This is a genomic window from Niastella sp. OAS944, from assembly GCA_024809215.1.
Taxonomy (GTDB): domain Bacteria; phylum Bacteroidota; class Bacteroidia; order Chitinophagales; family Chitinophagaceae; genus Niastella.
On the sequence record JANUBW010000016.1, the window covers coordinates 112,639 to 126,695 of the forward strand.

At 41.7% G+C, this 14,057-nt stretch carries 12 protein-coding genes; 2 read left to right on the forward strand and 10 right to left on the reverse strand.

The features are described 5' to 3' along the window. The first annotated feature begins 37 nt into the window (after positions 1-37). Entirely contained in the window at positions 38-2,869 is a 2,832-nt protein-coding gene (locus GGD38_RS37085) for a PAS domain S-box protein (RefSeq protein WP_375300900.1), read from the forward strand. Here the strand turns inward: GGD38_RS37085 and GGD38_RS37090 are convergent. Beyond that, positions 2,860-3,273, reverse strand: a complete 414-nt coding sequence (locus GGD38_RS37090; RefSeq protein WP_375300899.1) for a response regulator — start codon at positions 3,271-3,273, stop codon at positions 2,860-2,862. The two genes, GGD38_RS37085 and GGD38_RS37090, sit on opposite strands and share 10 nt — an antisense overlap. A 288-nt stretch (positions 3,274-3,561) precedes the next feature. On the opposite strand from GGD38_RS37090, the gene GGD38_RS37095 reads away from it, so the two are divergent. After that, entirely contained in the window at positions 3,562-3,972 is a 411-nt protein-coding gene (locus tag GGD38_RS37095; RefSeq protein ID WP_375300898.1) for a response regulator, read from the forward strand. 261 nt (positions 3,973-4,233) lie between these two features. Here the strand turns inward: GGD38_RS37095 and GGD38_RS37100 are convergent, their stop codons facing one another. From GGD38_RS37100 to GGD38_RS37140, 9 genes are all read right to left on the reverse strand, one after another. Beyond that, entirely contained in the window at positions 4,234-4,833 is a 600-nt protein-coding gene (locus GGD38_RS37100; protein ID WP_375300897.1) for a fibronectin type III domain-containing protein, read from the reverse strand. Positions 4,834-5,628: 795 nt separating this feature from the next. After that, a complete protein-coding gene (locus GGD38_RS37105; RefSeq protein WP_375300896.1) occupies positions 5,629-6,006 on the reverse strand; it encodes a YidH family protein in 378 nt (125 codons plus the stop codon). Between the two features lie 17 nt (positions 6,007-6,023). Beyond that, complete coding sequence (locus tag GGD38_RS37110) at positions 6,024-6,251, reverse strand: hypothetical protein (RefSeq protein ID WP_375300895.1); 228 nt, start codon at positions 6,249-6,251, stop codon at positions 6,024-6,026. A gap of 33 nt (positions 6,252-6,284) precedes the next feature. Further along, entirely contained in the window at positions 6,285-7,370 is a 1,086-nt protein-coding gene (locus GGD38_RS37115) for an efflux RND transporter periplasmic adaptor subunit (protein ID WP_375300894.1), read from the reverse strand. Positions 7,371-7,373: 3 nt separating this feature from the next. After that, complete coding sequence (locus GGD38_RS37120) at positions 7,374-10,619, reverse strand: efflux RND transporter permease subunit (protein ID WP_375300893.1); 3,246 nt, start codon at positions 10,617-10,619, stop codon at positions 7,374-7,376. A gap of 16 nt (positions 10,620-10,635) precedes the next feature. Continuing rightward, positions 10,636-12,039: a TolC family protein gene (locus GGD38_RS37125; RefSeq protein WP_375300892.1), complete on the reverse strand. Its 1,404-nt coding sequence runs from the start codon at positions 12,037-12,039 to the stop codon at positions 10,636-10,638. 90 nt (positions 12,040-12,129) lie between these two features. Further along, entirely contained in the window at positions 12,130-12,510 is a 381-nt protein-coding gene (locus GGD38_RS37130) for a hypothetical protein (RefSeq protein ID WP_375300891.1), read from the reverse strand. Positions 12,511-12,667: 157 nt separating this feature from the next. Beyond that, positions 12,668-13,471 (reverse strand): mycofactocin-coupled SDR family oxidoreductase, encoded by an 804-nt coding sequence (locus GGD38_RS37135; RefSeq protein ID WP_375300890.1) that lies wholly within the window; start codon positions 13,469-13,471, stop codon positions 12,668-12,670. Then, positions 13,468-14,007: a hypothetical protein gene (locus tag GGD38_RS37140; protein ID WP_375300889.1), complete on the reverse strand. Its 540-nt coding sequence runs from the start codon at positions 14,005-14,007 to the stop codon at positions 13,468-13,470. Before GGD38_RS37140 ends, GGD38_RS37135 begins: the two co-directional genes overlap by 4 nt. Positions 14,008-14,057: the final 50 nt, after the last annotated feature.

Here is a 14,057-nt window from a genome sequence, read left to right on the forward strand (position 1 = left end):
AGAAGTTATTTGGTACCTTTATATCTAAATACGGTCAATGGAAAATCAATCGGTAGACATAAAAATATCCCCTGTAGAGGCAAAATTTCCCTCAGATTATTTACACGAAAGTTATATTCTCAATTTGATTCCGGAGGCAGTATATATGTGTGATTTGTCGGGCGTCATTGTGAAGTATAATGAACAGGCGGTACAATTATGGGGCAGAAGGCCTTTAATAGGCGATTTAAATGAGCGTTTTAATGGCGCCTGGAAATTATACTATACCGACGGCTATCCTTTGCCCCACGAATTATCTCCGGCAGCCGCCTGCTTAAAGGACGGTATTCCTCGTAGAGGTATAGAACTAATAATTGAACGGCCTGATAATTCAAAAATAAATGTAGAGGTAAATGTAATTCCTATAAAAGATGACAACGGCCATCAGATTGGTATTATCAATTGTATTTATGACAACACGGAAAAAAAGAGCACAGAAAAACAGCTTCAGCGAAAAACTGTTGAGTTACAGGACTATGTAGAAAATGCCAGCATTGGGCTTCATTGGGTTGATGAGAATGGAATAATTAAATGGGCTAACAAGGCGGAGATGGATTTGCTGGGTTATGATGAGAATGAATATATCGGCCACCACATTGCTGAATTTCATGTCAACGAAAATAAAATATCGGAAATTCTGACAAAGTTGCGTTGTAATGAAACGTTGAAACAGTATGAATCAGAAATGCGTTGTAAGGATGGAACTATAAAGACAGTTCATATCAGTTCAAATGTCTTTCGGGAAGATGGGAAATTTATACATACCCGGTGCTTTACAGTTGACGTTACTGAGCAGAAGAAGTTAGTTAAGGAGATTATAGAAAGTGAAGTGCGTTATAAAAATTTGGTCAACAGTTTACCAGTTGCCATATATACCTGTAACAAGGATGGAGCTATTACCTTTTTCAACGAAGTGGCCGTACAATTATGGGGTTATAGACCCGATATCAATAATGAATTGCTGAAATATTGCGCCTGCCATAAAGTATACTGGGAGGGTAAACAGATACACCCTGATGAAACGCCAATGGCGATCGCTTTACATACCGGAAAGGCCTTTAGAAATATTGAAGCATATGTTGAACGTCCCGACGGATCTGTTTTTTTTGCCAGTATAAATATTGATCCTCTTTTTGATGCAAATGGAGATCTTATTGGTGCCATCAACGTATTCCAGGATGTAACTAATTCAAAACAGATAGAGGCGGCGTTAAGAGATAGTGAATCAAAATACCGGCAGCTCATTCATATTCTGGAAACACCATTGTATACCACGGATACGGAGGGCCGTATTACTCTTTATAACAAAGCCGCAGCTGAACTTTGGGGAAGAGAGCCGGTTATAGGCAAAGATCTATGGTGTGGTTCTTTTCAGATTCTTAACGTCGATGGGTCTGATATGCCACTGGACACCTGCCCTATGGCAATTTGCTTAAAGGAAAAACGCCCTGTGTATGGCGAAGAAATTCTGGTGGTACGGCCTGACGGGTCTATAAGAAATGTTGCGCCGCATCCGCAGCCGGTTTTTGACAGCGCGGGAAATATGACCGGAGCAATAAATATGCTGATTGATATTACGCGCATGAAAGAAGCCGAAAATGCTTTAAGAGAAAGTGAAACAAAGTACCGGATATTAGCAAATTCTCTTGAAAAAGAAGTTGAAAAAAAAGTGCAGGATTTAAAATCCAAAAGTGAAGATTTAAAGAAGAGCGAGGAACGATATCATAAAATGGTCGAAGAGGTAGAAGATTATTCGATCATTCTGTTAGATAAGGAAGGTATTGTACAGAACTGGAATAAAGGCGCCGAGAAGATAAAAGGGTATAAAGAAGAGGAGATAGTAGGAAAGAGCTTTCAGGTGTTTTATCTGCCCAATGACACAAAAAGCGGGATTCCATTACAGTTGCTTAACCATGCCAGAGAAACCGGCAAAGCCATTCATGAAGGATGGAGGAAAAGAAAAGACAATAGCATTTTTTGGGCAAGCACTGTCATAACTGCTTTACATGATCTTCAAGGTAACGTAACAGGGTTTTCTAAAGTAACCCGTGATCTTACCGAACGAAAACAGTCGGAAGATAAAATGCAGGAGTATTTAAACCAACTTGAATTTCAGAATAGAGAACTTGAGCAATTTGTTTATGCCGCTTCGCATGACTTAAAAGAACCTATAAGAAAGATCCATTTTTATAGTGATTATATTGCTGAAGACGGGTTAAGTCAGTTAAGCGACAAGTCTCGTGACTATTTAAACCGCTCTATTAATGCCGCTGACCGAATGAAGAAGCTCATTGATGACCTGTTAATTTACTCCCGCACAACAGCGAAAGTTGAAAGTTATGAAACAGTAGATTTAAATAAGTTGATGGAGGAAGTAACTCATATTTTCAAAGAGGAAATGGAGCATTTTGATATAACCGTGGACTTAGAAAAGCTTACAGTTATAAAGGCCGTTCCTTTTCAAATAAAGCAATTGTTGGTTAATCTTTTTGATAATGCAGTTAAATATAAACATCCAGAAAGAAGATTGCAAGTGAGCATAACCTATAAACAAGTACCTGGGGATGTAATTCCCGAGTTTATGGCAGAGGGGAGAGTTATGTATCACATGATATGTGTAAAAGATAACGGAATAGGTTTTGAGCCACTATATGCCAAAAAATTGTTTAACATTTTTCATAGATTAAAAAATGTATCAGAAGCGTCTGGCTCAGGAATAGGATTAGCCATTTGTAAAAGAATTGTACAGAATCACAATGGATTTATTTTGGCTTCAGGAAAACCGAATGAGGGCGCCATTTTCTCAATATATCTTCCTGTTCAGCTTTGAGGGAAGTTGCAGAATGCCAATAATTTTTTTGCTAGTGCTTGAAGTCCCTTCATGTTATTGGGCTTAACAAGATATTCCGTAGCCCCATTGGAAATACACTCGTGAATATTAAGTGGCGAGTTTGAAGTACTCAATACTATTTTGGGAATCCGATCGTATCGAACGTTTTTTTTTATATAAGCTAACATCTCAGAGCCATTAATTTCTGGCATACTGTAATCTACTATTATTAGACAAGGCAAATCCTTCTCTATTCTCGAATTTAAAAATTCAAGGGCTGTCCTGCCGTTGGTAAACTTCTGCAATTCCACCGAAGGCTCCGCTTTTAGTATTGCCTCTTCTATAAGTTCAAGATCTTCGTGGTCATCATCTGTAATAAGGATTTTTACCGATTTGTTTTCCATATATCAGAGATATGAAGCGTGCTACAAAAATTTTGATGTAATTTATTAAAAATCAAGTAATATATCGAAGATAGAAACTAATAACAAACAAATAACAAGCAAATGTAATATTTTTAAAAAAATAAGAGAAAATGCATGCGTATAAAACTGATGTTAATTTCAGTATAAATTACAATTAATTGGTATGGGATTTGAAACTTAGGCCATGGCAATAGTCGATAATTATTCCCCTATAGATAGCGATTGTTACTCTTGACTTAGATTACTGTCAAACACCAATTTTTAAAAATGAACCATCCTAAGAGAGTTTTTCTCATCGATGACGACGAAGATGATTACTATTTCTTTAAAACAGTGCTTGATGGCTTTGAGCATCGTATAGAACTGGCGTACGACCGGGATGGTGAAACTGCATTTAGGAGGTTATCTGAAATAGATACTGAATTTCCGGATTTGCTCTTTCTTGATTGGAATATGCCCAAATGGACGGGAAAACAGTGCTTAATGGCCATAAGGACGTTACCAGGGTATTCCAATATCCCAATTATAATTTATACAACGTCAAGGGATGCGAAAGATAAGGACGATGCCAGGCGGTTAGGTGCCTCGTATTTTCTTTCAAAACCGACAAGTATCAGTCAGTTATACCAGGAATTGGACCATATTTTTTCGTTCGATTGGAGATTGGAAAGAGAATGAACTTCTGTTGTGTTTTTTGTAGCCAGTAGGTCACTTTTTAACTTTAAGCGTCGTTGAGGTATAGAAGCAGCGGTTATGCTTCCTGGTGCAGATGAATTGCTGGTAATATTACAGGGTACCATTTTTCCTCACTTAGGCAATGCCGTTTTTGGTTTATGCCCCATCATCATCGGCTTATTACACCTGGTATTTATAGGGACAGGTGCAAAACAACGGGACCGCCTAAGCAGTCCCGTTCACGGTTATTCGATGTATAACCGGCTATTGAATGGCCCTTGAAACAATGGGCGAGCAGGCCTTTTGCCCTTTGCGGCCAACAGCTACTACGCGGAACCAGTACCGTTTATCGGAAACTAATCCGGTGAACGTGTGGTAACCTTTAGAGCTTCCCTCGCTGTACCACACCGTATTGGGACCTGGCGGTTCGGTTGTATACTGGTGCATATATGATAACACACCTGCGGCCCTCTTTACACGGGTGGTGGCTACCCCTGGCTCGCCCAGTATAACTTCCATAGTTTCGATAGAAGTTGCTTTTGAGCTGGTTTGCTCTTCAGTAACATCAAAACCACTGCTTAGCATCATTGCCCGGTTTCCACTGCAAATAAGCTCTACGTATGTTGCCAACTCCTCCAGCAAAGCCAGTAATTCGGCTTTCAACTGGTTTTTGACCGCTATCTTTTCCTTATCGCGGCCTTTCGCTTCTGCCAGCGATAACTGGAATAATGGCAACTTGGTGTTAAGCACAGCTAATGCTGCCGGTGGATTGGTGAAAACAGATTTGTTTTCTTCCATTTTTTCTTTAACGCGCAAACAAAGTGATGCAATGTCGCGTTCGTTTTTGTAAGTGATGATACCCATTTTTAAAAGTTTTTTGAGTGATTAAAATACCTGCCTTTAAAACCCGTTACACCGGACTGATAAAGGCAAACAATGGAAACAGTTTATAAACCAATCCCGATCTGCAATGATAACCTGTACCAAAAGAAGCGCAGCTGTTTCCGGTTTACCGGTGAGCATTAACAATGATCGTTGATTGTAGCCTGCTCTTATCGTATGCGTCTTCAATACATGCTTATATTACTTCGCTACTCATCAGATCGGTTATATATCTCTGTTTCCGATTGACCACACAAACATACGACGGTTAACAATGCCAAATGCCCGTACACTCACTTATACTCACATATACTCACATATACTCACTTACGTCCCTTTTTGACGCTTTTGTCGCGTTTATTGAGTTTTTATAGAAATTGAACAACCTTATCAGTGCAAGCAGCGGAAAGAGAGGGATCGAAAAACTGATTATGAGTGATTACTAATTACTTAAACCTTTTTCAATTAAAAAAAAAGTGGTTGGTATGTAAAAAGTAGAATTGGGAATTACAAAACAAGACTATAGCATGTAATTGCAGAACTATTTCATTAAAGAATAAGGCATTTCTATATAATGAATGGTGCATTTCGGTGTACTACAAACCCAACTTATTGCATGGAAGATCGATTCACTTACAAAACCAATTCTACTTTTATTAAAACAGATTCTGCTTTTAACAAAAAAAAGAATCCTTTTATCAGAAAGGATATACCCTTTTAAAAAGGTTGTTCTTTTTTTTACAAAATATACATCTGTTTTTATAAAACCTCTGCCTTTTATGAAGTTTTTACCAGGTAGAATATTAAACAAACACTAATGAGTAGAATAAAACCTGTTAACAGGTTTATTAGTAGCGGAGAGTTGTTATAATTACTTGAAGTAATTTCCTTTTCGGTTCTTTTATAACGCATAAATGCCAGTAGCGTGGTGATGGCCCCCACTGCTACCAGCAATATTCCTATAACGGACGAATACCCTTTCGATTGAATGACGTGCGGTTTACCAACTATCAACGACAGCTGTTTCACAAACAGCGAAAACTTCATTACCACAAATCCAAACGCCATAATGCCAATGCTCGTTCTTATCCATGCCAGAAAAGTACGTTCATTGGCTAAATGATCGCTGGTGTTCTTTTTGATGTTTTCTTCCATAGTTATTTGTATGGAAATTAAATGTTATTACGCTCATTTCCCTCCTTTTTGTCAGTAAATTTTATGCCAGTTGATGCAAGCTCTTTTTCTTTAAGCAAATCCCCGGCCGTCCTAATCATTGCTCTTACAATTTCAAGTTCTTCAATTGTTCCCTCACGCTCAAGCAACAACAGGAATTTACGTGTTTCCTGCCTTAACAGGGCCCGTAATTCACTGCAGTTGAGGTCTTGCAATTCATTTTGCATATGGTGGTCGTTATTTAGTGTTTTTTATAGTAGCTATTTTACTGTTGTTCCTTCCTTTACTTCATCGGTGGCATGTAACAGAATTTCATCGCCACCCGCCAGTTTGCCAAACACCTCGGTTGAATCTTTTGCCTTCAGACCTTCTTTTATATCTACAAACTGCGCCCTACCGTCTTTAACTGTTATTACATACTGGCGTTCGGTTGAACGTACAATGGCATTATTGGGTATAAGTAATGATTTTGCTTCTGAAAGCAGCGGCACCTTTACTTCGGCATACATACCGGGCTTGAACTGTTGTTTATCATTTTGAATGTCTACCTCAATGGCCTCTGAGCGCATATTGGTGAGGGCATTAGCCGAACGGCTTATTTTGGCCGTATGTTCTTTATCGGGTATTGAATTAAAGATAAACGATACCGGCCTGGTTAGGTCAACCTGATCGACATATGCTTCGGGAATAAACACTTCCAGCCTTAACTTCTTTAAATGCTGCAATACCAGCATGGGCTGGTCATTGGTTTTGGAACCCGGCCCTACCAATGCACCCGATGAAATATTTCGTTGAATAATAAAGCCATCGAACGGGGCCGTGATAACCAGATAGCTTTTAATATTGTTCATTACGTCAACATTCGATTTTTCGGCCATCACCCTGGCATCATCGGCTTTCATTCGGGCCAGCGCATTATCGAGGTCTAATGGGGCCACAGCACCGGCTTCTTTGGCCGCATCTTTCAGGCGGCGATATTGTTCACGGCTTGCCACCGCATTTTCCTGCGCCTGAACATATTTTGAGGTGGCTATTTGCACCTGCGACTCCAGTTCGGGCGCAATGATGCGTACCAGCACCTGTCCCTTCTTAACCGGGCTGCCCCGGTCAACCAGTACATTATCAACAAAGCCATTCACTTTTGCGTAGATGTTTACTTCTTCAAAGGGCTTTAACTGGCCCGGGAGTCTTACATAACTGCTCAACGGATTTTCTGTTATGCGGCCAATTTCATATTTACTGGCATCGGCAGTAGCTTTAGCTGTTAGGTCAATTGGTTTTTCCACTTCACCGCAACTACATATGGCAATTATTACCGTTGCTGTTATTATTGTTCTTAATTCCATTGTTTAGGCTTTAGTTGTTTTTTCAATGCTGTTCAAATCATTATCGGGTAGTAAAGAGGGCGACTTATAAGAAGTTTTATTCTGCATTAAGGCAAATACCTGTGGCAATACAAACAGTGCTGCGAGGGTAGAAGCTATCAGTCCGCCGATCACCGCTCTTCCTAATGGGGCCGATTGTTCACCCGATTCGCCCATACCCGATGCCATGGGTATCATACCGGCTATCATAGCCAGGCTGGTCATTAAAATGGGACGTAATCTTATTGAAGCACTGGTAATAGCCGCGCGTGAAGCATTGCGGTAATCGAGCCGTAAGTTCTCTGCATTGGTAACTATCAAAATAGCATTGGCTACCGATACCCCCGTACTCATGATCATACCCATATACGATTGCAGGTTCAGTGTAGAGCCCGTGATCAACAAAGCCATCAATGAACCCACAATTACGGCCGGCACCGTTGACAACACCGTTAGCGATAATTTAAATGATTGATAATTGGCTGCAAGCAATAAGAAGATCACCAGCACCGCGAAAAGCAGCCCGCTTTGCAAACCGGCAAATGTTTCAGTAAGCAGGGCCGACATACCTTTTACTTCGGTAATCAATCCTTTGGGCGGCGTACCTAATGATCGTATGGCCTTTTCAACAGCGGTAGTAGCAGTACCAAGGTCTTCTTTATGAATATTTGCATTTACAGTTAAAAAACGGCGCGGTCCCGAGCGGTCGTACTCACCCGGTACATAGGTTGTTTTGAAGGTTGCAATATCACCCAACACCGGACTGCTTTGTCCTTTTACCAATGGGATCTCGCGCAATTCATCCATCGTATTCATCACGTACTCGGGTATTTGCACCTGCACCTGGTAGGTATAGGCCTTCGCCTCATCGAGCCATTGATTTTTTTCACTAAACCGGCTCGATGACGTACTTGCGGTAACGGAACGGGCAATATCCTGTACATTTAAACCCAGCTGTGCGGCCTTTAACCGGTCGATGGAAATAGAAACAACCGGAAATTTCAGGGGCTGCGCTATTTGTACATCGCGCAAATAAGGTATTCGTTTAAGTGAATCTACCAGCTTATTGGCATATTTTTCAATTTCCTGCAGGTCTTTACCTGCCACTCGTATTTCAAGCGGGGTAGAAGCACCCTGGCTCATTATTTTTTCAATCATGTCAATAGGCTCAAACATTATCTTCAACTCAGGCAGCTCATTCCTGATGTTCTTTCGCAGCACTTCTTTGAGCTCATCCATATTCACTTTATAATGTTCGTTCAAATTCACCTGCAGCACCGCTTCATGTGTACCCGTATTAAATACATACAAATTACTTGAACCATAACTGCTGGGAATAAGACCAACATATGCCGAACTGATACTTACATTCTGCTGAACGGTTTTATCGATGATCTGTAAAACCCGGCGCATTTTTTCCTCTGTTCGTTCAAGCCTTGTACCGTCCGGCGCTTTAATACGCAGCTGAAACTGGCCGTTGTTTATTTTTGGCATCATGTCTTTGCCTATGACCATAAAACCTGCCGCTGCCATGGCAGCAATTATAATCAGATAAGCAACAACGGTAACTTTTGAATACGACATACTACGTTTCAGGAAACGCATATACCGCATTTTGATCCGTTCAAACAGATCATTCTTCTCTGGTTCCTTTTCTTCATTGGAAAGATGACTGTCAACCTGGGTACGCTCTTCGGTATTGAGCGCCTGGCCGGCATGCGCATGCACATGGGCATGTTTATAATTCTGGTACCGGTCTTCTTTAATAATATAGTTGCTTAAAATGGGCACCAGGGTTTGCGCAGCCAGGTAGGAAACGATCATGGTAAAACCAATACTCAGCGACAAGGGCAGGAACATGGCCTTTGGCACACCGGTCATAAGAAACGATGGCGCAAACACGGCGAGTATACACAGCAGTATCAGCAACAAGGGAAAAGAGATCTCCTGACAGGCATCGTAGATCGCCTGCTTTTTGTTCTTTCCCATTTCAAGATGCTGATGAATATTTTCAATGGTCACCGTTGCCTGGTCTACAAGTATACCGATGGCCAGCGCAAGACCACTCAGCGTCATTATATTGATGGTTTGCTTAAACAGGCTCAGCATGAGCAAACCAATAAGAATGGAAACGGGAATGGTGATCACCACTATAAGGCTACTGCGAAGATCGCGCAGGAACAACAGCACCATTAACCCGGTTAGCAGGGCGCCCAGTGCGCCTTCGGTGGCCAGGCTTTTTACTGCATTTATCACAAACACCGACTGATCGAATTCATAGGTAACCTTTACATCATCGGGCAATAAACTTTGTATATCGGGCAGTTTGCTTTTTAAATGCTGCACCACCTCCCAGGTAGAAGCGTCGGCTGTTTTCACAACAGGGATGTACACCGAACGTTTGCCGTTTATTAGGGCATAGTCTACCGTTATATCGGCCGCATCTGCCACGCGTGCAACGTCTTTTATCAGCACCGGCACGCCATTCTTTGTTACAACCGGAATATCGCCAAATTCAGTTACATCTTTTACCAGGGTATTAATGGTAGTAATGAACATGGTATTATCGAGCCGCAGATTACCTGAAGGCGACATCACATTACTTTTTGCCAGCGCCGTCACCACTTCATCGGCGGTAAGGTTATAACTGCGAAGTTTATCGGGATCAATATTGATGGTGATGGCCCGGGAGTTGGCGCCAAATGGCGGCGGGGCCGACAAGCCTGCAACAGAAGCAAATGCAGGACGAACGCGGGTTGCAGCCAGATCATAAATTTCTTTTAACCGCCGCGTTTTACTTGATATAACCAACTGGCCAACGGGTAGGGAAGAGGCATCGTACCTGATCACCTGCGGCGGTAATGCGCCGGGTGGAAAGAATTTCATTGCCCGGTTAACCTGTAACGCTACCTGGGCCGAAGCTTCAGCCATATTGGTGTTCTCGTAAAAACTGAGTTTCACCATAGTGAGACCCTGAATGTTTTTGGCCGAAATACTTTTAACACCGTTCACATACAGGAACTGGTCCTGCAAACGGGTTGAGAAAAAACCTTCCATTTGCTGGGCCGACATGCCACCATAACTTTCTATAACATAAATAGTGGGCAGGTTGAGCTGCGGGAAGATATCGACCGGCATTTTCAACGTTGCCAGCACTGAGAAGATGAGTAAACTGGCTGTGATAACTATATTGGTGATCGGCCTTTTGAGCGCAGATGATACTAATGACATAAAACCGGTTTATAAGTTATAAAAGCGATTGTACCTGATTGCTGTTGATCGCTTTCTCAAACAGGGTTTTGCAATACATATACTTGGCTGCAATGAGATCAGTTTCCGCCCGGTATAAAACACTTAAGGCAATATTTAATTCAACTATATTGATAAGTCCATTTTTATACAGGGATAATTTTTGCCGGTAGGCGGCCTGTGCAGCCGATAGCTGATGCGGAATTTCTAACAGCTTTTGTTTCATGGTGCCCAGCCGTGCGTTCAGTTTGCTTTCGTTCAGGTTCAGTAATAATTGCTTTTCTTTATACTGTTCATCGGCATAGTGGGTAACAGCTTCCTGTGTTTTCATTTGCAACTGTCTTCGTTTTATATCGAACAGGTCGTACGTAATACCAACGCCAACCAGGTAATTGCCGCGCTCCAATCCTAAACCTTTGCCTAATGCCCTGAACTCATCGCCGGCACTTACACTGCTTCCTCTTCCCCAAACAGCGCCCTGCAGGGAAATGGCAGGGTAAAAACTTTTCTTTACCAGTTGAGCCTTCTGTAAACTGTTTTGATAAAGCGATCTGTAATACTGTAAAATGGGATGTTGAGCGTTATTGGCATCATTCGATACCGCGGCCAAACTTTGGGCAATAAGCCTGGTGGAATAAGCCGTATCGGCTTTTAATTGTTCTGCCGATGTACCGGTAATAGCCGACAGGATTATTTTCAATTGCTGCCGCTGCCCATCCAACTCAAGGTAATTGGAGCGTAGCCTTGAAATTTCTGCTTCTGCAATACTGGTATCAACGCCTGCCTTAATACCGCTTTTTGCAAGCGCCATAATCGACTGCCTGATCTCTGTTGTGCGGTCGATATTCTGAGTTTGAATAGCCAGCAGATCTTCTATTTGTAACCACTGCAAATAAGTATCAATAACATAAGCTTCGAGATCATATTTTTTCTGATTGAAGCGCGACTGTTCAACCAATACATCGGAAGCAGCTACATTTCGCTGTTCTTTCTTTTCACCAAAATCGTAAATGGTCCAGTTAAGTGATGCAATGGCCAGGTCGGTAAGAATGGTAGCATCGCTGCCTTCATTGCGCACCCTTGAGTTACCCGGAACGATACCATATGAAAAATAACCGCCGGGCAAATTATTGTTGGTGCCCAGGTTGCCTTGTAAATTCAGGGTAAAAGCGGGCAGGGCATTATATTTTGCGGCATTTTGCTCCGCCAGTTTTATAAGAATGGCCGCAGAATCTGACATCAGGAAGGCCGATTGTTTACCAACCCGGCACAACAGATCTCTTAACCCAACAGAAGTATCTCTAGTTTGACTTTTTGCAACGCTGAAAACGAGTAATATCCACGACCAGGCACTAATTAGTATGGCCTTATTTTTATTGAACATACGAATACGTTTATCCATGCTGGTATACTGCCGGTTTTTGAACAGCAAACACCTATGGCTATGCAACCAGTGGTTACATAATTTTCAAGAAGAAAATTGATGACTGTATTAACAAGAGAGTGAGGAAGCAGGTGGTCCTCTTAATAATGCGTGGCAAACAGAGGCGCCGGAGATCAGTGGTATGGGAAGAAAGGTTTCATTAACCTTTATATAATATTTGGTTATTCCCTGTACACCAAAAGGTTCTATCAGAAAAACTTCCTGATGTACATAACGTTTATTGAGCCTTAATTTTTGTACGGTTGATTTATTATCCCCTGATCTTTCAACTGAAACACCGGTTTTGGTATTTGTATTTGCGCCGGGATAATCGGAAAAAATGGAATCGGAAAAAGTATATTTCAGGTTTAATTGAACAGAGAGAAAAAGCAAATAAATGCTCAGTAAGCCAAGTTTGCCAACCAACATTTTAAGCTTTATTTGCCGCATGTAATAAAATTACAATAATAAATTTAGGGGCGAAGATGCGTTAACATCTCAAAAACCAAGATTAGAAGCGGATTAGAAACCAGGCGCTTCCCTATTCCGCGGTAAAAGATGTTGAAGAAGAAGCAGGCGTTGCATCTATGATCGATAAATTTTCATTTTATCTCGTCAACAAACCGGCATCGATCACAAACTGCGAACCGGTAATGAATCTCGATTTATCGGAGGCAAGAAATACCACGGCGGCGGCTACATCTTCCGGTTCTATCCAGGGCACATCTATTAAGTTGCCGGCGCTGCGTTCGGCAATTTCCCTTGGCGTAGAACCTTCCAGTTCAGCCAGTCCATCGTTCATTGGCGTATTTACACCCGTAGGATGAATTGACACCACCCTGATGTTATGTGGCGCCAGTTCAATAGCCCACGATTTGGTGAGCCCTGTGAGTCCCCATTTAGAGGCGGCATAATGGCTCAGGCGGTTCATACCTCTTAAACCGGCGATGGAAGAATTATTTATGATAACTCCCTGGCGTTTTTCAATCATCCCTGGAATGATCCGTCGGGCAACCATCCACGCGCCTTTGAGATTTATATCAAGCATGGCATCCCATTCTTCTTCGGGTAGTTCATGCGCCAGTCCGTACGCACAAATACCGGCATTATTAAACAGGATATCAATTTTACCAAAGGCCTGCAATGCTTCGTTCACAGCAGCTGTAATGTCCTTATCGTTGCGTACATCGCCGGTAGCGGCAATACAATGCACACCAAGGGCTTCGCAGTCTTTTTGCAACGTTTGCAGATCATTTGAAGTACCCATGGAGTAACCAGGGTATTTCATCGCTTTTGCAATATCAAAGGCAACAATGTGTACACCTTCTTTTGCCAGTGCCAGTGCAACGGCTCTTCCCTGGCCATGGGCCGCGCCGGTAATAAAAGCAACTTTATCTTTCAATTCGCTCATAAGTTAAATTTTGCAGGTAGGTAAGAAGTAAGGTAGGGATCGATCTCAGTTTCTATAACATTATTAAAAACATTGGTGGCAATCATTTGTCCGGCAAACGCAATGAGCACAACCATTTCCTCCTCATTATGGTATTGCGCCAGTTCATTATAAATATGATTTGCAATACATCCTTTATGCAGGGCAATGGAACTGCCAAAATCGAGCAGTTTGCTTTCATAGTCGCTCAATGCAAGTTCTTCGGGCTTTTCGCCCTTATCTATTATTATCTTCCTGAAAAAAGTTGAACACAAAGGGCAGTTTGAAGAAGTGGATACAGACCAGGCAAACAAACAGGCGGGTCTTTCGCCAATTATTTGTTTCACCTTTTCATACAAAGGATACCATTGCATATACACAGTAAAAGCCAGCATAGAATGGCCTAAGGTGGCTTTCATGTTGGTTATACGCGCACTGTAATCGTGAACATGTTTATCAAATGCAACCTGAAGATCAGGGGAAATATTTTGGGAAGCGATGGGATCGATCCTTGGCATACCGATAGGTTTAAATGTTATATAATAAAACCGGCAGACAAGCCTTCATT

Coding starts and splice junctions, on each gene's coding strand:
- GGD38_RS37085 (WP_375300900.1), top strand. CDS start 38: ATGGAAAATCAATCGGTAGACATAAAAATATCCCCTGTAGAGGCAAAA.
- GGD38_RS37090 (WP_375300899.1), bottom strand. CDS start 3,273: ATGGAAAACAAATCGGTAAAAATCCTTATTACAGATGATGACCACGAA.
- GGD38_RS37095 (WP_375300898.1), top strand. CDS start 3,562: ATGAACCATCCTAAGAGAGTTTTTCTCATCGATGACGACGAAGATGAT.
- GGD38_RS37100 (WP_375300897.1), bottom strand. CDS start 4,833: ATGGGTATCATCACTTACAAAAACGAACGCGACATTGCATCACTTTGT.
- GGD38_RS37105 (WP_375300896.1), bottom strand. CDS start 6,006: ATGGAAGAAAACATCAAAAAGAACACCAGCGATCATTTAGCCAATGAA.
- GGD38_RS37110 (WP_375300895.1), bottom strand. CDS start 6,251: ATGCAAAATGAATTGCAAGACCTCAACTGCAGTGAATTACGGGCCCTG.
- GGD38_RS37115 (WP_375300894.1), bottom strand. CDS start 7,370: ATGGAATTAAGAACAATAATAACAGCAACGGTAATAATTGCCATATGT.
- GGD38_RS37120 (WP_375300893.1), bottom strand. CDS start 10,619: ATGTCATTAGTATCATCTGCGCTCAAAAGGCCGATCACCAATATAGTT.
- GGD38_RS37125 (WP_375300892.1), bottom strand. CDS start 12,039: ATGGATAAACGTATTCGTATGTTCAATAAAAATAAGGCCATACTAATT.
- GGD38_RS37130 (WP_375300891.1), bottom strand. CDS start 12,510: ATGCGGCAAATAAAGCTTAAAATGTTGGTTGGCAAACTTGGCTTACTG.
- GGD38_RS37135 (WP_375300890.1), bottom strand. CDS start 13,471: ATGAGCGAATTGAAAGATAAAGTTGCTTTTATTACCGGCGCGGCCCAT.
- GGD38_RS37140 (WP_375300889.1), bottom strand. CDS start 14,007: ATGCCAAGGATCGATCCCATCGCTTCCCAAAATATTTCCCCTGATCTT.